Genomic DNA, 24,963 nt, shown 5'->3' with positions numbered 1-24,963 from the left:
AGCGCGTTCCGGGCTCGCCGAGGGTTCAGCCGCCCAGGCAGCCCGGGCCGAGCAGCGCCTTGAGGTCACCCATCAAGGCACTCGACGGTGACACGCGCAGATTGTCGGCGACCTTCAGCGTGGTGGTGCGATCCCGCGAACCGACATGTTTGATGTGCACATCGGCGGTGCCCGGATGCCGGTTCAACACCCGCTTGAGCTCACCGATCTTGTCCGGCGTGCACAGTCGCGTCGGGATCACCACCGACACCGGCTTGTCCACGCCGATCGACGAAAGGTCGGGCACCACAAGGTCGTTGGCGATCAGCGAGACCCGGTCGTCGCGGGCGCTTACGCGTGCCTTCACCAGCACGATGGCGTCCTCGGTGACGTCCATGCCGTACACCGAGTAGGACTGCGGGAAGAACAGCACCTCGATGCCACCGCTGAGATCCTCGAGCTGCGCCGAGGCCCAGGGCAGGCCGTTCTTGTTCACGCGCCGAGTCACATTGGCGAAGATGCCGCCGATGGTGACCTGCGCGCCGTCCTTGACCTCGCCTTCGAGAATGGCCGGAATCTGGGTGTCGGATTGGGCGGCCAGCACGTGCTCGACGCCATTGAGCGGATGCCCGGACACGTACAGGCCCAGCATTTCCCGCTCCAGGGCGAGCTTGTGCTTGGTCTCCCATTCCTCGTCGGGGACCTTCACATTGAAGACGCTGGCGATCGACTCGTCACCGTCGTCGAGCCCGCCGAACAGGTCGAACTGGCCGATGGCCTCGGCCTTCTTGGTGGACATGACCGCGTCGATGGCGTCGGAGTGCACCAGCATCAGGCCCTTGCGGGGATGCCCGAGCGAATCGAAAGCGCCCGCCTTGATGAGGGATTCGGTGACCTTCTTGGTGCAGGCGATGGCGTCGATCTTGTTCAGGTAGTCGGAGAAGTCGGTGAACTTCGACTTCTCCTTGCGCGCCTGGATGATCGAGGCGACCACGTTCGCGCCGACATTGCGCACCGCGCCCATGCCGAAGCGAATGTCCTTGCCCACGGAGGCGAATTCGAGTTCGGACTCGTTGACGTCGGGCGGCAGCACCTGGATGCCCAGGCGGCGGCAGTCGGCGAGATAGACGGCGGCCTTGTCCTTGTCGTCACCGACGGAGGTGAGCAGACCGGCCATGTACTCGGCGGGGTAGTTGGCCTTGAGGTAGGCGGTCCAGAAGGAGACCAGGCCGTAGCCGGCGGCGTGCGATTTGTTGAACGCGTAACCGGCGAACGGGAGAATCGTGTCCCACAGCGCCTTGATGGCGGGCTTGGAGAAACCGTTCTCCAACATGCCCTTTTCGAAGCCCTCGAATTCGGCCTCGAGCACCTCGGCCTTCTTCTTACCCATGGCGCGGCGCAGAATGTCTGCTCGACCGAGCGAGTACCCGGCGACCTTCTGCGCGATCTGCATGATCTGCTCCTGATACACGATCAGGCCGTAGGTATCACGCAGGATGTCTTTCAGCGGCTCTTCCAATTCGGGGTGAATCGGTTTGACCTCTTGCCGCCCGTTCTTGCGGTCGGCGTAGTCGTTGTGCGCGTTCATGCCCATGGGGCCGGGGCGGTACAGCGCGAGCACGGCGACGATGTCCTCGAAGCCGGTGGGGATCATGCGGCGCAGCAGGTCTCGCATGGCGCCACCGTCGAGCTGGAAGACGCCGAGAGTGTCACCGCGCGCGAGCAATTCGTAGGTGGCGGGGTCTTCGAGGGGCAGCGTGTCGAGGTCGAGTTCGATGCCGCGGTTGTTCTTGATATTGACCAGCGCGTCACCGATGACGGTGAGGTTGCGCAGACCCAGGAAGTCCATCTTCAGCAGGCCGATGGCCTCGCAAGAGGGGTAATCCCACCCGGTGATGATCGCGCCGTCCTGCGCGCGCTTCCACACGGGGATCGCGTCGGTCAAAGGCTCCGACGACATGATGACCGCACAGGCGTGCACGCCCGCGTTGCGAATCAGGCCTTCCAGCCCGCGCGCGGTCTCGTAGATCTTGTTGACGTCCGGGTTCGTATTGATGAGCTCACGAACCTCGGCCGCTTCCTTGTACCGCTCGTGCTCGGGATCCATGATGCCCGAGAGCGGAATGTCCTTGGCCATGATCGGCGGCGGCAGCGCCTTGGAGATCTGGTCCGCGATGGCGAAACCGGGCTGGCCGAACTGGACGCGCGCCGAGTCCTTCAGCGCCGCCTTGGTTTTAATGGTGCCGAAGGTGATCACCTGGGCGACCTTGTCGCTGCCCCACTTGTCGGTAGCGTAGCGGACCATTTCACCGCGACGGCGATCGTCGAAGTCGATATCGATATCGGGCATGGACACGCGCTCGGGATTCAGGAAGCGCTCGAACAGCAGACCGTGCGGAATCGGGTCGATGTTCGTGATGCCCATGGCGTAGGCGACCAGCGAACCGGCCGCCGAACCACGGCCCGGGCCGACATTGATGCCGACGCTGCGGGCGTAGGTGATGAGGTCACCGACGACGAGGAAGTAGGCGGGGAAGCCCATTTCGTTGATGACACCGAGCTCGTACTTGGCGCGGTGGACGTACTCCTCGGGCGGACCGCTCGGGAAGCGGCGGTCCAGACCCTTCATCACCTCGTGCTCGAGCCAGCTGGCCTGGGTGTGGCCCTCGGGCACCGGGAAGATGGGCATCCGGTCGCGGTGCTTCCAGACATCCTCGTAGGACTGCACGCGTTCGCCGATGAGCACGGTGTTGTCGCACGCGCCGGGGACCTCCGCGTCCCAGATGGCGCGCATCTCCTCGGCGGACTTGAGGTAATAGCCGGAGCCGTCGAACTTGAAGCGGGTCGGGTCCGAAAGCGTCTTGCCGGTCTGAATGCACAGCAGCGCTTCGTGATTGGCCGCGTCGGACTCGTGCACGTAGTGGCAGTCGTTGGTGGCCAGCGGCGGAATGCCCAGCTTCTTGCCGACCTCGAGCAGGCCCTCGCGCACCCGGCGCTCGATGGACAGGCCGTGGTCCATCAGCTCCAGGAAGAAGTTCTCGGGGCCGAAGATCTCCTGCCACTTGGCCGCCGCCTCGAGCGCCTCGCGCTCGTGGCCCAGGCGCAGGCGGGTCTGCACCTCGCCGGAGGGGCAGCCGGTGGTGGCGATGATGCCCTCGGAGTACTCGGCGATGATGTCGGCGTCCATGCGCGCCCACTTGCCGAGCTGACCCTCGATGGAGGCGAGACTCGACAGCTTGAACAGGTTGCGCAGACCGGTCGCGTTCTCGGCGACCATGGTCATGTGGGTGTAGGAACCCGAACCCGAGACGTCATCGGACTTCTGCGACGGATCGCCCCACAGCACACGCTTGGTGTTGAACCGGGACTCCGGCGCGATGTAGGCCTCGATGCCGATGATCGGCTTGATGCCCTGCTTCTTGGCGGAGTTGTAGAACTCCGACGCGCCGTACATATTGCCGTGGTCGGACATGCCGACGGCGGTCATTCCCAGCCGGGTCGCCTCTTTGAACAAGGGCGTGATCTTCGCCGCGCCGTCGAGCATCGAGTACTCGGTGTGGTTGTGGAGATGAACGAATGATCCCGACGAGGCTGACACTCGGCCATCTTAAGGGCACCCGCCGACAGGTTCCGAAGGCACGCGGGGGCGGGTCGCAAGATCGGCGTGGCGGTGTCCGCGTGTCGTGATCCAGGCCACCGACGCGGCGGTACTCCTATGCCACCGAGGCGGCGGCGGGCTCGATCTGGGTAGGGGTGCGGCGCGCCGCGCGAGCGCCCCGCACCACCAGCGGCAGCACCCATGCCGACGCGATCTGGTCCAGACTCTGCGCACCGATGCCGAGGCGGTTGTGCACGAATCCGACCGAAAGTCCCTGCCGCGGATCGGCCCAGCCGAAGGACCCGCCGAGACCGATGTGCCCGAAGCCCGCGCGGGCGCCGGGGACGGGCAGGGAGTGATATCCCATGTGCCACATCATCGGGATGTAGAACAGGGCGTGATCGAGCGCGTACGTCTCGACGTGTCGCATGGCCCGGATGGTCTCGGGCGAGAGGTACCGACGGCCCTGGTGCATACCGTCATTGGCGAGCGCCCCGTACACCGTGGCCAGACCGGTGGCGGTGCAGACCCCATTGCCCGCACCGAGTTCGGTGCGCAGGATGGGCGGCTCATCGCCCTCGAGCAGCAGATCCAGGCCGGGCAGGAACAGGGCGCGCGCGGCGGCGCCCAGCGCGCCGGGCAGCGAATAGGCGCGGCCGAGGACCAGCGAGACATAGTTGGTGCCCACGGCCGACAGCTTGTTGCCCTGCAGCACCGCCGCGTGCGTCGGCGACCCGGCGGGCGGCACGCCCAGGTGAATTCCCTCCGCCCCCAACGGTTCGGCGACCTCGGTCCGGAACAGCTCCGCCATCCCGCGCCCGGTCACCGCGCGCGCCAGACCCGCCAGCAGCCAGCCGTAGGTCAGCGCGTGATAGGTCGGAATCCCCAGCAGGTGATCGGGTTTGGCCGCGGCCAGATGCTCTTCCATCATGCGGTGATCGAGCACGTCGTCGAGTCCGCGCGCGATGGCGGGCAGACCGTAGAGCCCCGCCCGGTGGGACAGGACCTGCCGCACCGTGATTCGTTCCTTGCCATTGGCCGCGAACTCGGGCCAGTAGTGGGCGACCGGGGCGTTGTAGTCGATGAGCCCACGGTCGGCGAGCCGGTGGATGACCGTGGCCGAAATGCCCTTGGTGGCCGAGAAGACGATGGAGCCGGTGTCGGCGTCCCAGTCCCGGCCGGGCGCGGCCTCGCCGGTCCAGATCTCGACCAGCGGTTCACCCCGCAGCTGCACCGTGAGCGCGCCGCCCGCGCCCGGACGACCACCGACCAGCCGCGCGAAAGTGCGTACCAGCGGACCGAATTCGGCGCTCGCGTAGCCGCGCACCGAGGTGGGCAGGCCCACGAGACCCGTCGAGGAAGCGTCATTGCTCACCCATCCCACGGTACGAGCGGTGGGTGAGGCGGGGCAATGACGCGGCGGCGGAAGTTATTGCCGTTGCCCCAGTGGTTATTTCGAGTGTCCAGTTCGGGATGGGCTCGTTATCGCACGCGGGTGCGTACGCTGAACTTCATGCGTACGCTGCGGTCGGTGCTGCTGGCTGTGTTCGCCGTCGTCGCCCTGGTGGCTGGGTGCTCGACGAAACAGGAGGCCCCCGCCCCGCCCCGGGTGACCGGCGACTTCCACGGGAACATCGAAATCCCCGACCATCCCCTGGCCGTCGGGGTCAGCTTCGCCAACGATGGCAAGGCCACCATCGACATTCCGGCGCAGGGCGTTCAGGAGAAATCGCTCAGCGCGGTGCAGGCCGATGCCGACGCCGTGTCCTTCTCGATCACGAAGTTCCCGGGAAACCCCTCGTACCAGGGCAAATACGATAAGGGCGCGGACCGCGTCACGGGCACGTTCACCCAGGCGGGCAAGTCGTACCCGCTGAACCTGGATCGCGGCAAGGTCGAGACGCCCCCGCGTCCGCAGGAGCCGAAGCCGCCGTTCCCGTACAAGTCCGAGGATGTCAGCTACCGCAGCGGCGATATCACCATTGCCGGGACGCTGACCGAACCCAACTCCGGCGGCCCGTTCCCGACGGTCGTGCTGATCAATGGCAGCGGGGCCAATGACCGCAATGAGGAGATTCTGGGCCACAAGCCGTTCCTGCTGTTGTCCGACACCCTCACCCGCGCCGGGTACGCCGTGCTGCGCACCGACAAGCGCGGCGTGGGCAAGACCGGCGGGAACCTCGACACCTCGACCTATGCGGATCTGACCGGTGACATCGCCGCCGGAATGACGTTCCTGCGTGGACGTTCCGAGATCGATGCCAAACGGATCGGTCTGCTGGGGCACAGCGAGGGCGGCTATCTCGGCCCGCTGTACGCCTCGCGGCCGGACAGCGGCGTGGCTTTCGTGATCATGATGGCGGGTCCGGCGGTGCCCGGTTCGGATGTGCTGGTGCTGCAGAACCGGCTGATTCTCACCGCCGAGGGCGCGAGCGCCGCGGAGGTCGACAAGCAGGTCGGCTTCTCCGACACCCTGGCCACGCTGCTGCGAGCGGGGGATCTGACGGCCGCCAAGAACTATGTGCGACAGCACAATGACGAGCTTCCGGTCGAGAAGAAGCTCTCCGAGGACGATATCGACGCGCTGGTGACGCCGTACATGGCCGCCCTGGTCGGCTACGACCCGGCCCCGGCCCTGCGGGCCCTGCGCATGCCGGTGCTCGCCTTCTACGGCACCAAGGATCTCCAGGTGCCCGCCTCCCAGAGCGCGGGCCCGGCCCGCGACCTGCTGTCGGCCGATCCGGACGCCACGGTGCACGTCTTCGACGGGCTCAATCATTTGATGCAGCCCGCCGGGACCGGCAGCCCAAAGGAGTACGCCGGTATCGAGACCACCATCGATCCGCAGGTGCTGACCTACGTCACCGACTGGCTGACCCAGCGTTTCCCGCCCGCGCACTGACATTTCGGGCAGAGTGGTGGCGTGGGAATTTACGAGGACCGGGTGCTGCCGCACCTCGTCGATCTGTGTTGCGGCGCCAAGGCCATGGACCCCGAACGCCAGCGCGTTTGTTCGGGCCTGCACGGGCGGGTCGTCGAGATCGGCTTCGGCTCGGGACGCAATGTGCCGTTCTATCCGGACACGGTGAAATCCGTGAGCGCGGTCGAGCCCGCCGATCTCGGCTGGCGCATGGCCGCCGAGCGGGTGGCGGCCTCGCCGGTGCCGGTCGAGCGCTCCGGCCTGGACGGCCAACAGTTGCCCTTCGCGGACAATAGCTTCGATTCGGCGCTGTCCACCTGGACGCTGTGCACCATTCCCGATGTCGAGTCCGCGCTCGCCGAGGTGCGCCGGGTTCTGGTGCCCGGCGGCACTTTTCATTTCGTCGAGCACGGTCTCGCGCCGGATGCCGGTGTGGCGAAGTGGCAGCACCGGTTGAATCCGCTCCAGAAGGCGGTGGCCGGTGGCTGCCACCTCAACCGCGATATTCGCGGACTGATCGAAACAGCGGGCTTCGAGATCCGCGATATCGACCGCTATTACCAGCCCGACGGCCCCAAGCCATGGGGTGCGCTGTCGCTGGGTGTAGCGGTACCCGCGTGAATTCTATTGGGGCCAGCCACCGTACGGGACGGTGATCAGCTCCATGTAGTGGCCGACGGGGTCGAGGAAATAGATCCCGCGGCCGCCGTCATTGTGGTTGATCTGATTGACGCCCTGCTGACGCGGATCGGCCCAATAGGTCATGCCGTACCGCTTGATCTTGTCGTAGGCCGCGTCGAACTCTTCCTCGGACACCAGGAAGGCGTAATGCTGCGGTTGCGGCTCACCCTCGAAACCCGGTGGCGTATTGGCGAAGTCGAAGGTGACGCCATTACCGACGGTAATCGGAATGAACGGACCATACGGCTTGCCCACCTCCACCCCGAGGATATCCGCCCAGAATTCGGCGGAGACTCGATTGTCCTTGCTCGCGACGATGGTGTGGTTGAACTGGATAGTGATAGGAATTCTCCTGTACTCGTGACGATCCCGACCCTGGACCGGTACAAGTCGGCCGACAGGAGCACCGCCACGTCTTCGACGTTAACCATTCGCCGCGGAATTCGCCAAGTCCCGCGTGCGAACGATCACACTCGCCGGGGTGCGGAGTACTCCTGTTCGGGGCGGCCGGTGGAGCCGTAGCGCAGTTGCATGCGCAGGTCACCGGCACCGACCAGGGTGGCCAGGTAGCGCTGGGCGGTGGCGCGGGAGATGCCGATCGCGGCGGACACCTGTGCCGCCGACATGGGTGCATGGGCGGCCCGAACCGCTTCCAGCACCAGATCTTTCGTGTGTGACGCGGGTGCGGGCGTGACGCCGCCGGGGGTGGAGGCCGCCAGCGGGCGCAGCGCGGCCAGCGCCAGATCCACATCGGCGGCGGTCACCTCCGGGGCGGACAGGATCCGTCGATACCGCGCGTACCCGGCCAGCCGCGCGGCCAGCGCGGCGTGATCGAACGGCTTCACCAGATACCCCAGCGCCCCGGCCGCCAGTGCCGCCCGAATCGTCCCCGATTCCGTTGCGGCCGTGAGCATCATGGCGTCGAACCCGATCTCGCGCACCAGCTCGACGCCCGACCCGTCGGGCAGGTACACATCCACCAACGCCAGATCGAAGGCGTGCTCGGCGATCGCCGCCCGCGCCGCCGCCAGACTGTTCACCGTCGCCTCGACCGTGAATCCCGGTAGCGCCGAGACGATTCCCGCATGCATGTTCGCCACGCGAAAGTCGTCATCGACGACCAACACGCTCAGTTCTCCGCGGCCCACGCCGCCTCCTCTTCAGACAACACACCCGGCATCCGGGCAATGAATTCCGCTCCGGCCAAAGGGGTCTCGGCGGCGCTTACATCGCGACGGCCCCCACCACCCGGATCGGCCAAACGCACATCCCCGCCGCGAGCCCGCGCCACCTGCCGAGACAGCGCCAGACCCAGCCCGCGCCCGCCCGGCCCGCCACCCGACTTGGTCGAAACCCCTTCGGCGAAAAGCGAATCCACCAGCTCGTCCGCAACCCCGGCCCCGCTGTCCGCGACCGCGATGTGCAGGGTCTCCCCCTCCCGCACGAGCTCGACCTCGACCACCGGCCCGCTGGGCGGTGCATCGGCCGCCGCGGCGGCATCGATGGCGTTGTCGAGGAGGTTGCCCAGCACGGTGGTGACATCAACGGGGGCAGACAGATTCGCGTCGACCCAGGTGTTCGGGCCGAGCCGGAGTTGGACGCCGCGTTCGCGGGCATGCGCAGCCTTGGCAGCGAGGAAAGCTTGCAGATAGGGGTCGCGGATAGCGTCTATGCCAGGCAGCGCGGCTCCCAGCGGGCCCGAGCCGAGCAGCTCGTCCAGGTAGCGGGTGGCCTCGTCCGGGCGATCGGTGTGCAGCAGCCCGCTGAGCAGATGTAGCCGATTGGCGAATTCGTGGCGCTGAGCGCGCAGCACCGTACTCATGGTGGAGACCGCGTCGAGTTGGCGGGTCAGCGATTCCACATCGGTGCGATCGCGCACGGACAGGACCGCGCCGAGAGAGCGGGCGTCGCGCGTGACCTTCCGGGCGGTGACCACCACGATCCGCTCCCCCACCGCCGCCTGCACCGGCTCACCGTCCGCATCCCGGAACGCTTGCAGGACACGGGGAGTCAGCCCGATCGCATCGACATCGCTCCCCGGCGCGGGATCGATACTGAGCAGGCGACGGGCTTCGTCATTGACGACGGTGATCCGCCAGCTCGAGTCGACGGCGACCACGCCTTCGCCGATGCCGTGCAGAACCGCATCTTGCTCACGAACCAGGTCGGCCAGATCGGACGGTTCCAGTCCGAGCGTCAAACCATGCCAGCGACGTGCCAGCAACACCGATCCGGCAATACCGGCGAGCAGCGCGCCGCCGATGAGCAGACCCGCCCGACGGAGGTCCCGCAGGAGTTGATCACGCACCGCCGCCGTCGATATCCCCACGCTCACCTCGCCGACGACCCGGGCGGTATCCGGTTGGAGCACCGGTACTTTCGCGCGGACAGATTCACCCAGGGTGCCGTGTTCCTGGATCACCACCTCGGATCCGGCCAGGGCGCGGGAGGGGTCGGTGCTGACCTTTTCGCCGAGGCGGGAGCGGTCGGGGTGGGCCAGGCGGATGCCCTGGTCGTCGGTGATGACCACGAAGAGCGCGTCGGTGCGGGAGCGCGCGTCGTCGGAGAGGTGCTCCAGTTCTCCGGCCGCGAGCTCCTGTCGCAGCGCCGGGCCGATGGGGGTCGGGCTGTCCGCGTAGCGCGCGACCTCGGCGCGGACCTGCGGGTCGGAGGCAACGGTGCGGGCAATGGCCAGCGCGCGCTGGCCGTATTCATTGGACAGTCGCTCCCCGCTCACGTAGGCGAAGACGCCGAAGGCCAATCCCAGGGTCAGCCCCACCACGGCGATCTGCAGGAGCAGGATCTGGGTCCGGAGACGGACGGAGCGGGGGCCGAGCGAGAACACGGGCGACAGTGTAGACAACCCCTCGCAAACGCCTGAGCAGAATGCGCAAAACGGTCTAATCGTCAGTTGTGTGACTTGCGCGCACAACCGGGTCGAGTGTGACCCGGCGCACGTAGCTTCTGTCCAACGCCGCGAAAGTGGCATTGGATACAGGAGCAGTAATGAGCACAACGGCCACTGAGCACGGCGGCGAGCCGCCCATTGGGCAGAGCGATGCGCCTTTGATCGAACTGCGTGGTGCGACCAAGCGGTTCCCCGGCAATAACGGCGGTATTCACACCGCCGTGCGCGATCTGAACTTCACGGTCGCGGCAGGCGAGTTCGTCGCCGTCGTCGGCCCCACCGGCTGCGGCAAGTCGACCACCCTGTCGCTGGTCTCCGGTCTCGAGCCCGCCTCGGCCGGTCGAACCCTGGTGCGCGGCAAGGATGTTCGAGGCATTCCGGACGGCGTCGGCTACATGTTCCAGCAGGATGCCGTGCTGCCGTGGAAGTCGGTAATCGAGAATGTGGCGCTGGGTCCGAAGTTCCGGGGCGTGTCCAAGGCCGAGGCTCGCAAGCGCGCGGCCCGCTGGGTGCGCACGGTCGGCCTGGCCGGGTTCGAGAACTACTACCCGCATCAGCTCTCGGGTGGCATGCGCAAGCGCGTCGCGCTGGCGCAGACCCTGGTCAACGACCCGGAGATCATCCTCATGGACGAGCCGTTCAGCGCGCTCGACGTGCAGACCCGCCAGCTCATGCAGGACGAACTGCTGCGCGTCTGGTCCGGCACCAATGCGGCGGTCATCTTCGTGACCCACGACCTGGAAGAAGCCATCGCCCTGGCCGACCGCGTGGTCGTCATGACCGCCAGCCCGGCGACGGTCTGCGGCGACTTCAAGGTCACCCTCGACCGCCCCCGCAATGTCGAGGAAGTCCGGCTCACCGAGGAATTCCGCGACCTCTACAAGGAAATCTGGGAAACGCTGCGCGATCAGGTCGAGGCGGCCCGGCAGAACGGAGCGTCCCGTGTCGCATAACGTCATCGAGAAGACCGCCACCACCGCACCGGAATTCGTCGCCGAGACCGAGGAGCAAATCCTCGCGCGGGTGCGATCGAGCGCCCGCAAGAACAAGATCCGCACCTGGGGCCTGCGCGCCCTGATCGTGCTCGCCTGGCTCGGTTCCTGGCAGCTCACCGCCACCTACTGGATCGACCCGTTCTTCTACTCCAAGCCGTCGCTCATCTGGGACCGCCTGGTCGAATGGTTCACCAGGGGAACGCAATTCGGCTCCATCTGGCTGCAGCTGTACACCACCGTGCAGGAGGCCGTGCTGGGCTTCGCCATCGGCACCGTCGCGGGCGTCGTGCTGGGCGTGCTGCTGGGCCGCTCCCGCTACTGGGCCGATGTGCTGGCCCCGTTCATCAAGGCGCTCAACGCGGTTCCCCGCATCGTGCTGGCTTCGCTGTTCATCATCTGGTTCGGCCTGGGCCTGCAGTCCAAGGTGGCCACGGTCGTGGTCCTGGTGTTCTTCGCGGTGTTCTTCAACGCCTTCACCGGCGCGCGTGAGGTGGACGGCAATGTCATCAACAATGCCCGCATCCTGGGCGCGAGCCGCGGTCAGGTGCTGAACTCCATCGTCCTGCCCAGCGCCACCACCTGGATCCTCTCGTCGCTGCACACCGCCTTCGGTTTCGCGCTCATCGGCGCGGTGGTCGGTGAATACGCCGGTGCCAGCAAGGGTTTGGGTCTGCTGATCAGCAATGCGCAGGGCACCTTCGACGCGGCGGGCATCTACGCGGGCATGATCATCATCACGGTGGTGGCCCTGGTGGCGGAGTGGCTGATCGGCCTGGCGGAGAACCGGCTGCTGAAATGGCGTCCCTCGCAGTCGTCCTCGGCGCACGGGATCTGAGCCATGAGGTACCGCAAGCATCTCGCCCTCATCCTGTTGGCGATCAGTTCGCTGCTGCTGGTCACCGGCTGCCGCGACTCGCGCACGATCCCGATGGCCAATGGCCGTCCGCAGATCACCATCATGGTCGGCGGCCTGGAGAAGGTCATCTACCTGCCCGCCATGCTCACCGAGAAGCTCGGCTTCTTCAAGGCCAACGACATCGACGTGAAGCTGATGGGCGAGCAGTCCGGCGCGACCGCCGAAACCGCGCTGCTCACCGGCGACGTGCAGGCCGTGGTCGGCTTCTACGACCACACCATCGATCTGCAGGCCAAGGACCAGTGTCTGAAGACGGTCGTGCAATTCGCCGACGTGCCGGGCGAAGTCGAGCTGGTGTCCAAGCAGGACGCCGCGGACATCAAGTCCCCCAAGGACTTCAAGGGCCGCAATCTGGGTGTCACGTCGCTGGGCTCGTCCACCGACTTCCTCACCCAGGCCCTGGCCGGGCAGGCCGGACTGCAGACCTCCGACTACACGCGCGTGAAAGTCGGTGCGGGACAGACGTTCATCGCGGGCATGAACCACAATGGCATCGACGCGGGCATGACCACCGACCCCACGGTCGCCAAGATGGTCACCTCCGGCGACGCCCAGATCCTGGTGGACATGCGCAAGGAGCAGGGCACCCGCGAGGCGCTCGGCGGCCTCTACCCCGCCGCCTCGCTGTACATGCGCTGCGAGACCGTGGCCAGCCATCCGGACATCGTGCAGAAGCTGGCGAACGCCTTCGTCCAGACGCTGGGCTGGATCAAGTCGCATACGCCGGAGGAGATCGCCGCCAAGATGCCCGCGCAGTACGCGGGCGGGGATCCGAAGCTGTACGTCAAGTCGATCGCCGACTCGATCAGCATGTTCAATGGCGACGGGCTGATGAAACGCGAAGGGGCGGAGAACGTGCTGCGGATCCTGTCGCAGTACTCGCGCAATGTCTCGCCGGTGAAGGATCGCATCGACCTGGATGCCACCTATACCAACGAGTTCGTGGAGAAGGCGCAGGGCGCGCGCAAACCCTGACCTGCCCGGCGGAACCGCACATCCGATGAGGGGTGTGCGGTTTCGCCGTATCAGGCGGGCACCGTGTGTATCAGGCCGGCACCGTGCGACGGGAGCGCCGCAGGGCGTCGCCGGTGAAAATGGCCAGCGCCAACCAGATCAACGCGAACCCGGCCCAGCGCGACGCGGGCATGGGCTCGTGTCCCACCGCGACGCCCCAGGTCAATTGCAGTGCGGGCGTGAGGTATTGCAGAATTCCCATGGTGGACAACGGCACTCGCTGTGCCGCCAGCGCGAAGAACACCAGCGGCACGAGCGTGACCGGCCCGGTGAGCATGAGCAGCCCGGTATGCGAGACCGACGAGCCGAACGTCGCATTGCCGGTCGACGCGATCACGATCACGATCAACGCGAACGGTGCCGCGGCAAGCCCTTCCGCCGCCAATCCCGGCAGGGCGTCGAGCCGGATCACCTTCTTCACCAGACCGTACGTCGCGAACGAGCACGCCAGGATCAACGCGATCCACGGCGGCCGCCCGTAATCCACGGTCAGCACGATCACCGCCGCCGCACCCAGCCCCAACGCGACCCACTGCGGCGCACGCAGCTTCTCGCGGAAGATGACCACCCCGAACGCGACCGTGACCAGCGGATTGATGAAGTACCCCAGCGCGCACTCGACGACATGATGCGAGATCACGCCGTAGACGTACACACCCCAGTTCATCGAGATGGCAGCCGACGCCGCGGCCGCCAGCCGCCAGGTCCGGGCATCGATGCGGCGCAACTCGCCCAGCCGCCCGGCCAGGGTCAAAACCAGCAGCGACACGACCAGCGTCCACAGAATCCGTTCGGCGACCACCTCCCCCGGACTCGCGAACGACAGCAATCCGAAGAACGCCGGGAACAACCCCCAGATGAAATAGGCCCCGACCCCAAAGGCGACGCCCGAGTCTCGCTGGAGATGACTCTCTGCCCGCACGCTATCGACGCTCACTCGTCCTTCGGCCACCCGATTACGTTAGCCCGCGCAATGAACCTCACGACAGCCGATTCATAGGATCATCCCCACACCCCGCCCGGCGCGTGACGCCCAGCAACAGCCCAGTTTCTTTGATCGCCCTTTACTGTGGAGAGCATGTCGATTACTGCGCAGGCAGCTAGTCCACCCGCCCCGGGGCTCACCGCCGCCGAGGTCGAGCAGCGGCGACGCGACGGACTCACCAATGACGTGCCCGAGCGTGCCAGCCGGTCGGTCCGCGACATTGTCCGGGCCAACGTCTTCACCCGCATCAATGCCATCCTCGGCGTCCTGTTCATCCTGGTGCTGGCCACCGGCTCGATCATCGACGGCATGTTCGGCCTGCTGATCATCGCCAATAGCGCGGTCGGCATCATCCAGGAGATCCGCGCCAAGAACACCCTCGACAAGCTGGCCATTGTCGGACAGGCCAAGCCGATGGTGCGCCGCGAGGGCAAGGCCACCGCGGTCGCCCCGCAGGAGATCGTGCTCGACGACATCATCGAGCTCGGCCCCGGCGATCAGATCGTGGTCGACGGCGAGGTCGTCGAATCCGAACTCCTCGAGGTCGACGAATCGCTGCTCACCGGTGAGTCCGACCCGATCGACAAAACCGTTGCCGCACCGATCATGTCGGGCAGCTTCGTGGTGTCGGGCAGCGGCGCGTACCGGGCCACCAAGGTCGGCAAGGACGCCTACGCGGCCAAGCTCGCCGATGAGGCCAGCAAGTTCACGCTGGTCAAGTCCGAGCTGCGCAGCGGTATCGACACCATTCTGAAAGTCATTACCTACCTGCTGATTCCGGCGGGACTGCTGTCGATCTACAACCAGCTGGTGTCGTCGAAGGAGTCCTGGCGGCCCGCGGTCAACGGCATGGTGGCCGCGCTGGTGCCGATGGTGCCGGAGGGCCTGGTGCTGATGACGTCGATCGCGTTCGCGGTGGGCGTGGTCCGGCTGGGTGCGCGCAAGTGTCTGGTGCAGGAGCTGCCCGCGATCGAGGGGCTGGCCCGGGTCGACGTGGTCTGCGCGGACAAGACCGGAACGCTGACGGAAAACGGCATGCGGCTGGCCGAGATTCGACCGGTCGGCGATGAACGGCTGACGACTACCGCAGACGGTGCCACGCCCAGCTACATGAGGGAACTCCAGCAGGTCCTCTCCGCTCTGGCCAACGACGACCCGCGCCCCAATGCGAGCATGCTGGCCATCAGGGAAGCGCTGCCGGACGCGCCCGGCTGGTCCTCCACCGCCATCGCCCCCTTCTCCTCCGCCAAGAAGTGGTCCGGCATGTCCTACGGCGACCACGGCAACTGGCTCATGGGCGCACCCGACGTCCTGCTCGACCCACATTCCGAAATCGCCGCCACCGCACAGGAAATCGGTGCGAAGGGGCTGCGGGTGCTGCTGCTGGCCCAGAGCGACCGCCCGGTCGACGCCAAGGACGCTCCGGGCACGGTCACCCCCGCCGCCCTGGTCGTCCTCGAGCAGAAGGTCCGCCCCGACGCCAAGTCCACCCTCGACTACTTCGCCTCCCAAAACGTCTCAACCAAGGTCATTTCCGGCGACAATGCCGTCTCCGTCGGCGCGGTCGCGACCTCGCTGGGCATGGCGGGCGGCGACCACCCCGTCGACGCGCGCAAACTCCCCGAGGACCAGAACGAACTCGCCGACGTCCTCGACACCGAAACCGTCTTCGGCCGAGTCCGCCCGGATCAGAAGCGCGCCATGGTCTCCGCTCTGCAGTCGCGCGGCCACACCGTCGCCATGACCGGCGACGGCGTCAACGATGTCCTCGCTCTTAAAGACGCCGATATCGGCGTCGCCATGGGTTCGGGCAGCCCCGCCACGCGCTCGGTGGCCCAGATCGTGCTGCTGGACAACAAGTTCGCGACACTGCCGTACGTCGTGGCCGAGGGCCGCCGTGTCATCGGCAATATCGAGCGCGTCTCGAACCTGTTCCTCACCAAGACCGTTTACTCGGTGGTGCTGGCCTTCCTGGTCGGCGTCGCGGGCATCGGTTCGCAGATCTTCCACTACAAGGCCATCGGCTATCCGTTCCTGCCGCGCCACGTGACGATCGCCGCCTGGTTCACCATCGGCATCCCGGCCTTCATCCTGTCCCTCGCGCCCAATAACGAGCGCGCCCGCACCGGATTCGTCGGCCGCGTCATGCGATTGGCCGTACCGTCCGGTCTGGTGATTGGCGTGATGACGTTCATCTCGTACCTGATCGCCTACAAGGGTCCGGACGCGGGCGAGACCGCGAAGGTGCAGTCGGGCACCACCGCCCTCATCACCCTGCTGATCATCGCGGTGTGGGTGCTGGCCATCGTGGCGCGCCCGTGGAACTGGTGGAAGATCCTGCTGGTCGCGGGTTCCGTTGCGGGATACCTGATCCTGTTCTCTGTCCCGTTCACGCGGCACTTCTTCAAACTGGATCCGTCGAACGTGGCGCTGACGACCTCGGCGGTGGTCTGCGGCGCGATCGGCATCGTGCTGGTCGAGGCGGCGTGGTGGCTCAGCGCGAAATATCTGGGCGAGTCGCCGCATACCCGGCCCCCGGTGGTGATATCCGAAAAGGCCTGAACCGCTTAACATCCAAACTGGTCGCATGGTTTGGCTCGCCGGGGGTTTGTCCGTCCTGGGCAGTCGTTGAAACGGCAGGTACCTTGTGCCCCATGGAGGTCTTGCTGCATCAGCTCGACGCATTCGCCGACGCCCCCTTCTCGGGCAACCCCGCGGCGGTCATGCCGCTGTTGTCCTGGCTGCCGGACGAGTTGCTGCAGCGGCTAGCGGAGGAGAACAACCTCGCGGAAACGGCCTTCTACACCTCGGCCCTGCCGCCGGAAGCGGGTGCGCCGCCGGACAACTCGCCCGCCTTCCACCTGCGCTGGTTCACCCCCAGCGTCGAGGTCGATCTGTGCGGCCACGCCACCATGGCCGCGGCCGCGCAGATCCTCGACGATATGCATCCCGGCGCGGACCGCGTCCACTTCTACACGCGCAGCGGCTGGTTACGCGTGGACCGCGACCGCGACGATCTGGTGCTGGATCTGCCGTCGGTGTCGTCGGTGGAAATCGATGTGCACGAGGACATTCCGAAGCAGCTCGCCCACGCCCTGGGCGTGCGCCCCCTGCGTGCCTTCGAGGGCACCGACGTGGTCCTGTTCCTCACCGCCGAACACGAAGTGCGCGACTCCCGCCCGAACTTCTCGATCTTCCCGGCCATCGAGCGGGCGGCCATTCTCACCGCGGAGGGCGACGACGTCGATTTCGTCTCCCGAGTCTTCGCACCCGGCAAAGGCATACCCGAGGATCCGGTGACCGGTTCCGCCCACGCCCAACTGGCCCCGCTGTGGAGCCGCGAACTCGGCCGCACCACCCTCACCGCCCGCCAGCTCAGCCGCCGCGGCGGCTCGATGCGCTGCAACCTCTCCGACGACCGCGTCCGTTTGACCGGACGCTGCCGCCGCTATTTGGACGGGGTAGTTCGTCTGCCGGACTAGGGCATTCAGCGCTGGGTGATCTGTCGCGTCAACGAATCCAGATCATCCGCCCGATACCCCGGGTACCCGTGCAATAGCTCCCGCCACTCCGCCGGGATCGCCGAGGCACCCCACCGCGCCCCCAGCAGCCCGCCCGCGATGGCCGCCGTCGTATCCGTGTCCCCGCCCGCCCGCACCGCGAGTTCCAGTGCGCCGGGCAGGGTTTCGGAATGCGTGATGGCCCACCAGGCGGTCTGCAGGGCGTGCACGACCCACCCGTTCTTCGGGAAGTCCGACGGGCTGCCGGATTCCGCCTTGTCCAGCAACGGTTCCCAGAACCCGGTGTCCACCTGCGAGAGCGCCTCCCGCAAACCGTCGTAGTTGCCGTGGATGACCGCGTGCCGAATGCCCAGCGTCCACAGCTTGCACGCCTGCATGGCCTGCATGTCGTAGTGGGTCAGCGAACTGACGAGTTTCGCTGCCTTCCCACACTTCTCGGCATCGTCGAGATAGGCGAGCGCCACCGGCGCGGTCCGCATGAGCGACCCATTGCCCGCCTTCAGTCCGTCCAGATCGTGCGCCCGCATCTGCATGGCCCGCCCGCTCTGGTCCCGCCACTCGAGCACCTGCCGCGTCTGATTCCCGATGTCCTTGGGCCGCGAATCCCACCACGCGACGAACTCCGCCGCCACCGCGTCCAGCCCCTCCGGACTACAGATGTCCCCGTTCTTCGCCGCCGCCCGCGCCACCGCGACCGCCATGGCCGTGTCATCGGTCCACTCCCCCGGAGCCCACCGAAACGCGCCGCCGCCCTTCATCCGGATCTCCACCTCGGGCCCCGGATGCGTGAACTCGTATCCGGCCCCCAACGCGTCACCGGCCGCCGTGCCCAACAAAACCCCCGCGGCCCGATCGGCCTGCTCCGGCGTCAATTCCATGTGCGCTCGCCTCTTCCACTCCGATGCGTCCACATCGATCCACCACGACGTTACTCGGCAGGGCGGCGGGGGCTCGGACGGCTGGCGCACTACGCTCGGGACCACAAATGACGGATGGATGATCCGGAGGTTCTGCCCATGATGAACCAGCTCGAAGACCGTCCCAGCCTGATGGATTCCCACCCGCTGACCCGGGCCCTGGCCCCCGTCCCCACCTCGGGCCACATCTTCGACGTCACCCGCCGCCTCGGCACCGTCGACATGGACGAGCACCAGTACCTGCGCGTCGACGGCATCGCCCGCCACCTTCAGGACGCGGGGGTCGATCACCTGATCCACTGCGACGCCCTCGAGTCGCACCCGCACTGGATCTGCCGCCGCACCGTCATCGACGTCCTGCGACCGGTGACCTGGCCCTCGCAACTCCGCATCCGCCGCTGGTGCTCGGGCATCTCCCCGCGCTGGTGCACCATGCGCGTACGCATCGACTCCGACACCGGCGGCCTGATCGAGACCGAGGGCTTCTGGATCCACATGAACAAGGACACGATGGCCCCCTCCCGTGTGGCCGACGAATTCTTCGACCTCATGTGCACCACCACCGACGACCACCGCCTGCGCTGGCGGCAATGGCTCGACGCCCCCCTGCCCGCCACCCCCGGCACCCGATTCCCCCTGCGCCGCACCGACACCGACCATTTCCAACACATCACCAACACCGCCTACTGGCACGCCGTCCACGAATTCACCGCCGACACACCCGAACTCACCCAATCCCCCCACCGCTTCGTGCTGGAATACAACAAGCCCATCCGCTACGGCGAGGCCCTGGACATCCACACCTCCCGCACCGACGACACCGTCACCCTCTGGTTCGCGGTCGACGGCGACACCCGAGCCATAGCCCAGCTCCGCCCCGCCACCTTCTGATTCGAGGAGACGAGATGCTCCCAGACCCGATATCGGCCCAGAACCTCAACATCTACGGCAGCGGCGAATTGACCTGGGAGCAAGTGCAACAGGCAATCGAAAAGGGAGTCGGCCTCCCTGAAACCCCCCAATTCCTGGGCACCGTAACCCCCGACGGCAAACCCAGCTCCGCGGGCATCGGCTGCATCCAATCCGCCGGCCACCTCTACTTCACCAGCGGCCCCACCACCCGCAAATCCCGCAACCTCACCACAAACCCCGCCTGCACCCTGTCCTTCCGCTTCCCCGACGTCGACCTCACCCTCTCCGGCGAAGCCCACCGCACCACCAACCCCACCGAACTGGACCAAGTCACCGCCGCCTACCGCGAATCCGGCTGGCCCGCCCACCGCGAAGGCGACGCCATCACCGCCCCCTACAGCGCCCAAAGCGCCGGCCCCGCCCCCTGGCACCTCTACCGCTTCACCCCCCACACCGCAGTAGGCGTAGCCCTAACCGAACCCCACGGCGCCACCCGCTGGCATTTCGCCCCGCACTAGAGCGTGGACCTGCGGAACAACACCCCGGCGAAAGCACCCGCTGCCAAGGTGATTGCGCCGAATTCGATCAGCGCCATCCACAGATGGTTGCCGAAGGGCTGGTTCAGCAGAAGCGCGCGCAACGCATCGACGGCCTGCGTGACAGGCTGATTGGCGAGTACCACCCGCAGCCAGCCGGGCATCGTGTCGGTCGGCACCAGCGCGCTGCTGAAAAACACCGGCAGGATGATCAATGCCGAAAGTTGCTGGGTGACCTCAAGTGATCGGCCCAATAGCCCGATCAGTGCGGCGAGCCAAGACAATCCGAGCGCCACCAGTACCAGCAGGCCGGCGGTGGCGACCCAGCCGCCGATGCTCGCGTGGGGCCGGAAACCCACCGCGATCCCCACCCCCGTGGTGACGACCACTCCAAACCCGCTGCGAATCAGGTCGGCAACGACATGTCCGGCGATCACCGCGGACTTGGCGATCGGCAGGGTGCGGAACCGGTCGACCACACCATCCTGCAGATCGGCTGCCACGCTGGTCGCGGTGGTCACCGCCGCGAAGGCGATCGCGACGACGAGGACACCGGGCATCACGTAATCGATGTAGTGCTCATGCCCGCCGGTGCTGATCGCCCCACCGAGCAGGTAGTTCATCAAGATGATGGTGAGTACCGGCTGCAGGGTCACATTGATCAGCTGTTCGGGATCGTGGCGGATGTGAACCAGGCTGCGCCGCACCATCTCCCAGTAGTCGCTGACCATCCAGGCGAGCGAGCCTCGGCGCAGCGGCGGCGAGAGTGTCGTCATGCCGCGTCCTTCATCTCGACCGGCCGGGCATGCCCGGTCAGGTGGAAGTAGACATCGTCGAGGTCGGGCTCGCGCACGGTGTAGCTCTCGACATCGACATCGGTGCGCAGGGCCGCGTCGAGCACGGCCCGCAATTCATTGAGGCCGTCGCCTCCGTTGGCGGGCACGGCGATCCGCACGGTGCGGTGGTCAGCGACGGCGTGAAAACCCTCCAAACCGGTGGTCAGCCGCACGGCATCGGGCTCGGACGCCATCGTGAGGACGAGCTGGGTGCTCGCGGCGCGTGCCTTCAGCTCGGCCGGGGTGCCCGTGGCGATCACCCGGCCACCGTCGAGGAACACGATCGAATCCGCCAGTGCGTCAGCCTCGTCCAGATACTGCGTGGTCAGCATTACGGTGCTGCCCTGGCGGACCAGGCTGCCTATCACGTCCCACAGCGCGTGCCGACTCGCCGGATCCAAGCCGGTGGTCGGTTCATCGAGGAACAGAATCCTCGGCTGAGCCATCAGGCTCAGCGCGAGATCGAGTTTGCGGCGCATCCCGCCGGAGTAGGTCTTGACCGCACGCTTGCCGGCGCGGTCCAGCTCGAACGTCTCCAACAGCGGCGCCGATCGCTCCCGCACCACAGGCCAGGACAGCCGATTCAGGCGGCCGAACATCCGCAGATTCTCGGGCCCGGACAGCTTGGCGTCGACGGCGACCGACTGACCCGTCAGACCGATGAGGGCCCGCACACGCTCGGGTTCGCGCAGCACGTCGTGACCCGCGACGCGGATCATGCCCGAGTCGGGCCGCAGCAGGGTCGACAGAATCCTGACCATCGTGGTCTTGCCCGCGCCGTTTGGGCCGAGCAGGGAAGTCACTGTGCCGGTGGGAACTTCGAGGTCGACGCGGTCCAGACCGACGGCTCCCTCGAACTGCTTGCTCACCCCGTTTGCCGTGATCGCGACCGAGTCGGTGCGTCCCATGATCATCCTATTCGTACTTCATACGCTATCTTCGTATGCCATACGAATACGTTATTCGTATGCTGTACGCATGTCAACGGCGGACAACGCACCCATCTGGGCCCGCCCCGAGCCAGCAGGTCGTCGACCGCGCTTCACTCGGGAGCAAATCGCCGCGGCGGCGCTACACATCGCCGACACCGAGGGTTTCGAGGCGGTCACCATGAAGCGCATCGCCGCGGAACTGGGTGCGGGCACGATGACGCTGTACTACTACGTGCGCAACAAGGCCGACATCGTGGCGCTGATGCAGGACGCGATCCTGGCCGACCAGCTCGTGCCCGACGCGGAGTTGCACGCCGGCTGGCGTCAGGCCACGATCGCCATCGCCCGCCGCACCCGAGCGGTGCTGATGGCACATCCCTGGTCACCGGCCGCCCTCACCGCAGCCACCTTCGGCCCCAACGCCATGCGACACATGGAACAGAACCTCGCCGCACTGGCCGGTACGCGCCTCACCGCGCGAGAAAAAATGGAGCTTATCGCCGACGTCGACGCCTACGTCCTGGGCGCATCCCTGCAAGCCATCGAAACCCTGTCCCGCGCCGAGCTGATCGAATCGGATCCCGAATCAGCCACCACCGCAGTCGAATTCGGCCGAGGACTACTGCGTACCGGCGATTTCCCACAGCTGAACGCACTCAACGACCAACTCTCGGAGACAGACTCCGCCCGCCCCCCGATGACCGCCGACGCCCTGACCGATCAATTCGACCGCGGCCTCCAAGCCCTACTGGACGGCCTGGCCACCCAGCTGAAGATCGACTGAACCCACTCCAAACCCCAAAGAAGTCTTGCCTTTTCGTGTTTTGTCTTTTCGTGTTTTGTCTTTGAAGGTGATCCGTGCAGTCCGTGGGCTGGGAGGTGAGTCACGGCTCCCAACCCGGCGTCAGCCCAAGTCCGGTAGGGCAGGCGAGGCGACCACACTTCCGGTACCTGCACTCCGAGAGCAATCCCGTTGCCAGACATGCACGCAAGTAGTCTTCCCCCGCGTTACCTGGCCTCATGCATCTGAATCACATGTTGTGACGGGCGCGGCGGTGAGCGCGGCGTTGGGAGGGAGTGCAGTAGGCCTGGACCAGGTCCATCAGCTCGTTGACGAGTGGGCCGGGGTCGAGGAGGGAGCCGGTGGGTTGGACGTCCGGGACGCCTGCGGCGGTGACGGGTGGTACCGGCACCGAGGGGAAGAGGAAGGGGGTTCCCTCGGGGGTTGTGGTGGTGGAATCACCTGAGGGCGTGCGCCATTCGACCACGCGGTCCGGGTGGTGGGTGATCTGCCAGCGGTTCGCGCCGTTGTCGGCGAGGGTCTTGAGGCGGTGGTGTCGGCGGCAGCGGGCACCGAGGTTCGATTCGGTGGTGGGGCCGCCGGTGTCGGGGTTGTGGTGGTCGAATCGGTCTTGGTGGTCGAGGTCGGTGTCCGCGGCGGGGACCTGGCAGCCGGGCGCGCGGCAGGTTCCGTCGAGGGCGCGGACGCGGGCGGTGAGGCGCGCCGAGGGGCGGTAGATACGCTCCGCGGTGGAGGACTGTCCGGGCGCGTCCGAAGTTCGTCCGGCGGACTCGAAAATCTCTCCGGCGGACTCGGAAGGCTTACCGGCGGACTCGGAAGTCATTCCGGCGGTGGGGTTCTCAGGGATCAGCTCGATCTTCGCGAGGCGGGCGAGTTGGCGGGCCAGGTCGGCGTCGATCGCGCCGAAACCCGAGAGGAGGGCAGGGTTGTCCTGCAAGCCGGCCAGGGTTTCGGCCGAGACTCCCACCTGGACAAGGGTTTTGCGCGGAGCGGGGACAGGCTCGGTCGGGAGGCGCGGGCAATCGGCCTTGCCGCACTGGCAGATCAGGCGGCCGCTGCCGTCCGCGAGGGCGACCAGGGCGTCCGCGCGGCGCTGGTTCATGGTGCGCGGATCACTGCCACAGCATTCGGTGACGGCCATCTCCCGCAGGCGCTCGTAGAGTGTGCGCCCACCGTGAGCGGTCAGCACCCCCTCGAGTTCGGCGGTCCCATTGTCGGCCGCGCGCACCGACACGAACCGCTCGGCCTCCGCTTCCTTGCGCCGCAGGGCCTGCCCCTCCGGATCCGCCTCCAGCATCCACCGCCGCCCCGTCCGCCGAATGCGCTGCGGCTCAGCCTTTTCCGCGTAGTCGGCAAGCCGAGGCTCCAGCTCCGCGAGCATGTCCTCCGGCGCATTGGTCAAGGTGTCACTGATGGCCCGCACCTGCGACAGGTCGATCCGCCCCGCCGCGAAGGCCTCCCGGGTGTGCGGATACCGATGCTCCAGCCCCAACCCGAGGCCGATCAGCCCATCCGCCGACCGCTGCGACACCTTCAGCGCAATCCCGATCTCGGTGGCCGCGTCCTCCCCCGCATACAACTCCCCCACGCCAAGATCGAGCTGCTCCGCCCGCCGCACCTGATACAGCAGCGTCATCAACTCAACTTCCTTGGCCTGCAAGGCAGCAATCTCCGAGTGCACAGCACGAAGCTCCTCCACCACCTCGGTGGCAAAGAGCACGTCATCAGCACTTCCGGTCATACCTCGATCATACTTTCGAGACCCATGACACGATAGAATGATCAAAGCAACACGCTGCGTAAACCTCCAGCTACCAACAGATTTCGGCAGCCACGGCCCCGATCAGTTATCGGGAACGGGCCCATCATCGGCCCCAGGACTGGCCGACTCCACCTGTTCCGGCAGCAACGGCGAAACAGCGAAAACCCCCGCCGACGCATCGGCCGGAAGCGCCTGCACCGCCCGAACCCCGTTCTGCGAACCCAGATGTCGAAGCTGTTCCAGATTCCCCTGAAGAACGATCCCCACCACACACGCACAGTCCCCCCGCAGCCGCGCGGCCACGAGCCTCGCCACCCGAGTAGACCGATCATCGAAGGTAGGAGTCGACTCCATCTGCGCCGCAGCGGATTTCACCGATTCCACCGCCACCCGCTCGCCGTCCGGCACCCCGATCGCGACGATCGGCGTAGCCACCCGATCCACCGCCACGTGATACAGCACCTGCGAAATCCGCAGCCCCCCACTGAATTCCGGAATCCGATCCGCGGTAACCCCCTGCGTGAACGACAGCAGCGCCCAATGCCCGCCACCGTCGTCGCCCCGCAACGACTCCCGCGCCCGATCCAGGTACCGGGAAACCGCCTCCCCGCTCTCCGGCCCCAGCCGATCGGTCGAAACAACAGCCGCCCGAGGCGGAATCGCCCACCCCAGCAAGACGACCACCACCGCGACCAGCACCGCCACGGCCACGATCCCCGCCCGCCGCAGCGTCGGTGCCTCCACGGTTT

The 24,963-nt window shown here is 66.7% G+C and carries 21 protein-coding genes; 10 read left to right on the top strand and 11 right to left on the bottom strand.

Annotation, left to right across the window (positions count from 1 at the left end):
* Positions 1-25: 25 nt before the first annotated feature.
* Both dnaE and VMT65_RS36055 read right to left on the bottom strand, forming a co-directional pair.
* Positions 26-3,577 (bottom strand): DNA polymerase III subunit alpha, encoded by a 3,552-nt coding sequence (dnaE, locus tag VMT65_RS36060; protein WP_326313166.1) that lies wholly within the window; start codon positions 3,575-3,577, stop codon positions 26-28.
* Positions 3,578-3,692: 115 nt separating this feature from the next.
* On the bottom strand, positions 3,693-4,952 hold the full coding sequence (locus VMT65_RS36055) for a serine hydrolase domain-containing protein (RefSeq protein WP_326313165.1): 1,260 nt from the start codon (positions 4,950-4,952) through the stop codon (positions 3,693-3,695).
* Between the two features lie 138 nt (positions 4,953-5,090).
* Here VMT65_RS36055 and VMT65_RS36050 point away from each other — a divergent pair, with 138 nt between their 5' ends.
* Positions 5,091-6,479 (top strand): alpha/beta hydrolase family protein, encoded by a 1,389-nt coding sequence (locus VMT65_RS36050; RefSeq protein ID WP_326313164.1) that lies wholly within the window; start codon positions 5,091-5,093, stop codon positions 6,477-6,479.
* A 21-nt stretch (positions 6,480-6,500) separates the two neighbouring features.
* The gene (locus tag VMT65_RS36045) at positions 6,501-7,118 is read left to right on the top strand and encodes a class I SAM-dependent methyltransferase (protein ID WP_326313163.1); all 618 of its coding nucleotides are present in this window, start codon (positions 6,501-6,503) and stop codon (positions 7,116-7,118) included.
* 3 nt (positions 7,119-7,121) lie between these two features.
* On the opposite strand, the gene VMT65_RS36040 is transcribed toward VMT65_RS36045, so the two are convergent.
* The 3 genes from VMT65_RS36040 to VMT65_RS36030 form a co-directional block, all read right to left on the bottom strand.
* On the bottom strand, positions 7,122-7,520 hold the full coding sequence (locus tag VMT65_RS36040) for a VOC family protein (RefSeq protein WP_326313215.1): 399 nt from the start codon (positions 7,518-7,520) through the stop codon (positions 7,122-7,124).
* 125 nt (positions 7,521-7,645) lie between these two features.
* The gene (locus VMT65_RS36035; protein ID WP_326313162.1) at positions 7,646-8,326 is read right to left on the bottom strand and encodes a response regulator; all 681 of its coding nucleotides are present in this window, start codon (positions 8,324-8,326) and stop codon (positions 7,646-7,648) included.
* Positions 8,308-10,023, bottom strand: a complete 1,716-nt coding sequence (locus VMT65_RS36030) for an ATP-binding protein (protein WP_326313161.1) — start codon at positions 10,021-10,023, stop codon at positions 8,308-8,310. The genes VMT65_RS36035 and VMT65_RS36030 overlap by 19 nt, the downstream gene beginning before the upstream one ends.
* A gap of 161 nt (positions 10,024-10,184) precedes the next feature.
* On the opposite strand from VMT65_RS36030, the gene VMT65_RS36025 reads away from it, so the two are divergent.
* Genes VMT65_RS36025 through VMT65_RS36015 form a run of 3 tightly spaced genes read left to right on the top strand, consistent with a single transcriptional unit; the run spans position 10,185 to position 12,972 of the window.
* Positions 10,185-11,039: an ABC transporter ATP-binding protein gene (locus VMT65_RS36025; protein WP_326313160.1), complete on the top strand. Its 855-nt coding sequence runs from the start codon at positions 10,185-10,187 to the stop codon at positions 11,037-11,039.
* On the top strand, positions 11,029-11,916 hold the full coding sequence (locus VMT65_RS36020) for an ABC transporter permease (RefSeq protein ID WP_326313159.1): 888 nt from the start codon (positions 11,029-11,031) through the stop codon (positions 11,914-11,916). The genes VMT65_RS36025 and VMT65_RS36020 overlap by 11 nt, the downstream gene beginning before the upstream one ends.
* Positions 11,917-11,919: 3 nt before the next feature.
* On the top strand, positions 11,920-12,972 hold the full coding sequence (locus VMT65_RS36015; protein ID WP_326313158.1) for an ABC transporter substrate-binding protein: 1,053 nt from the start codon (positions 11,920-11,922) through the stop codon (positions 12,970-12,972).
* A gap of 70 nt (positions 12,973-13,042) precedes the next feature.
* Here VMT65_RS36015 and rarD read toward each other — a convergent pair whose 3' ends face one another.
* Positions 13,043-13,933, bottom strand: coding sequence for an EamA family transporter RarD (rarD, locus tag VMT65_RS36010; RefSeq protein WP_326313157.1), 891 nt, complete (start codon positions 13,931-13,933; stop codon positions 13,043-13,045).
* Between the two features lie 156 nt (positions 13,934-14,089).
* Between rarD and VMT65_RS36005 the strand changes: the two genes are divergently transcribed.
* Together VMT65_RS36005 and VMT65_RS36000 are read left to right on the top strand one after the other, a co-directional pair.
* Entirely contained in the window at positions 14,090-16,558 is a 2,469-nt protein-coding gene (locus VMT65_RS36005; RefSeq protein ID WP_326313156.1) for a cation-translocating P-type ATPase, read from the top strand.
* Positions 16,559-16,650: 92 nt separating this feature from the next.
* Positions 16,651-17,478, top strand: a complete 828-nt coding sequence (locus VMT65_RS36000) for a PhzF family phenazine biosynthesis protein (RefSeq protein WP_326313155.1) — start codon at positions 16,651-16,653, stop codon at positions 17,476-17,478.
* A 5-nt stretch (positions 17,479-17,483) separates the two neighbouring features.
* Here the strand turns inward: VMT65_RS36000 and VMT65_RS35995 are convergent, their stop codons facing one another.
* Positions 17,484-18,395 carry an ADP-ribosylglycohydrolase family protein gene (locus tag VMT65_RS35995; RefSeq protein ID WP_326313154.1) on the bottom strand — a complete coding sequence of 304 codons (912 nt, stop codon included), beginning with the start codon at positions 18,393-18,395 and terminating at the stop codon, positions 17,484-17,486.
* A 114-nt stretch (positions 18,396-18,509) separates the two neighbouring features.
* On the opposite strand from VMT65_RS35995, the gene VMT65_RS35990 reads away from it, so the two are divergent.
* Positions 18,510-19,325 carry an acyl-ACP thioesterase domain-containing protein gene (locus VMT65_RS35990; RefSeq protein ID WP_326313153.1) on the top strand — a complete coding sequence of 272 codons (816 nt, stop codon included), beginning with the start codon at positions 18,510-18,512 and terminating at the stop codon, positions 19,323-19,325.
* Between the two features lie 14 nt (positions 19,326-19,339).
* A complete protein-coding gene (locus VMT65_RS35985) occupies positions 19,340-19,864 on the top strand; it encodes a pyridoxamine 5'-phosphate oxidase family protein (RefSeq protein ID WP_326313152.1) in 525 nt (174 codons plus the stop codon).
* Here the strand turns inward: VMT65_RS35985 and VMT65_RS35980 are convergent.
* Positions 19,861-20,658: an ABC transporter permease gene (locus VMT65_RS35980; RefSeq protein WP_326313151.1), complete on the bottom strand. Its 798-nt coding sequence runs from the start codon at positions 20,656-20,658 to the stop codon at positions 19,861-19,863. The genes VMT65_RS35985 and VMT65_RS35980 overlap by 4 nt on opposite strands.
* Positions 20,655-21,626 carry an ATP-binding cassette domain-containing protein gene (locus VMT65_RS35975; protein ID WP_326313150.1) on the bottom strand — a complete coding sequence of 324 codons (972 nt, stop codon included), beginning with the start codon at positions 21,624-21,626 and terminating at the stop codon, positions 20,655-20,657. Before VMT65_RS35975 ends, VMT65_RS35980 begins: the two co-directional genes overlap by 4 nt.
* A 70-nt stretch (positions 21,627-21,696) precedes the next feature.
* Between VMT65_RS35975 and VMT65_RS35970 the strand changes: the two genes are divergently transcribed.
* Positions 21,697-22,434: a TetR/AcrR family transcriptional regulator gene (locus tag VMT65_RS35970; protein ID WP_326313149.1), complete on the top strand. Its 738-nt coding sequence runs from the start codon at positions 21,697-21,699 to the stop codon at positions 22,432-22,434.
* Between the two features lie 247 nt (positions 22,435-22,681).
* Here VMT65_RS35970 and VMT65_RS35965 read toward each other — a convergent pair whose 3' ends face one another.
* Together VMT65_RS35965 and VMT65_RS35960 are read right to left on the bottom strand one after the other, a co-directional pair.
* Positions 22,682-24,193: an HNH endonuclease signature motif containing protein gene (locus VMT65_RS35965; protein ID WP_326313148.1), complete on the bottom strand. Its 1,512-nt coding sequence runs from the start codon at positions 24,191-24,193 to the stop codon at positions 22,682-22,684.
* A gap of 102 nt (positions 24,194-24,295) precedes the next feature.
* Entirely contained in the window at positions 24,296-24,958 is a 663-nt protein-coding gene (locus tag VMT65_RS35960; RefSeq protein ID WP_326313147.1) for a hypothetical protein, read from the bottom strand.
* Between the last annotated feature and the right edge of the window lie 5 nt (positions 24,959-24,963).

The organism is Nocardia sp. CDC153 (assembly GCF_035818515.1).
In the GTDB taxonomy this organism is placed as follows: domain Bacteria; phylum Actinomycetota; class Actinomycetes; order Mycobacteriales; family Mycobacteriaceae; genus Nocardia.
The sequence above is the reverse complement of the archived record's forward strand: the minus strand, read 5'-3'. Positions and strand labels throughout refer to the sequence as shown.

Coding starts and splice junctions, on each gene's coding strand:
- VMT65_RS35965 (WP_326313148.1), bottom strand. CDS start 24,193: ATGACCGGAAGTGCTGATGACGTGCTCTTTGCCACCGAGGTGGTGGAG.
- VMT65_RS35990 (WP_326313153.1), top strand. CDS start 18,510: ATGGATGATCCGGAGGTTCTGCCCATGATGAACCAGCTCGAAGACCGT.
- VMT65_RS35995 (WP_326313154.1), bottom strand. CDS start 18,395: ATGGAATTGACGCCGGAGCAGGCCGATCGGGCCGCGGGGGTTTTGTTG.
- VMT65_RS36025 (WP_326313160.1), top strand. CDS start 10,185: ATGAGCACAACGGCCACTGAGCACGGCGGCGAGCCGCCCATTGGGCAG.
- VMT65_RS35970 (WP_326313149.1), top strand. CDS start 21,697: ATGTCAACGGCGGACAACGCACCCATCTGGGCCCGCCCCGAGCCAGCA.
- VMT65_RS35975 (WP_326313150.1), bottom strand. CDS start 21,626: ATGGGACGCACCGACTCGGTCGCGATCACGGCAAACGGGGTGAGCAAG.
- VMT65_RS36050 (WP_326313164.1), top strand. CDS start 5,091: ATGCGTACGCTGCGGTCGGTGCTGCTGGCTGTGTTCGCCGTCGTCGCC.
- VMT65_RS36005 (WP_326313156.1), top strand. CDS start 14,090: ATGTCGATTACTGCGCAGGCAGCTAGTCCACCCGCCCCGGGGCTCACC.
- VMT65_RS36000 (WP_326313155.1), top strand. CDS start 16,651: ATGGAGGTCTTGCTGCATCAGCTCGACGCATTCGCCGACGCCCCCTTC.
- VMT65_RS35985 (WP_326313152.1), top strand. CDS start 19,340: ATGCTCCCAGACCCGATATCGGCCCAGAACCTCAACATCTACGGCAGC.
- VMT65_RS35980 (WP_326313151.1), bottom strand. CDS start 20,658: ATGACGACACTCTCGCCGCCGCTGCGCCGAGGCTCGCTCGCCTGGATG.
- VMT65_RS36015 (WP_326313158.1), top strand. CDS start 11,920: ATGAGGTACCGCAAGCATCTCGCCCTCATCCTGTTGGCGATCAGTTCG.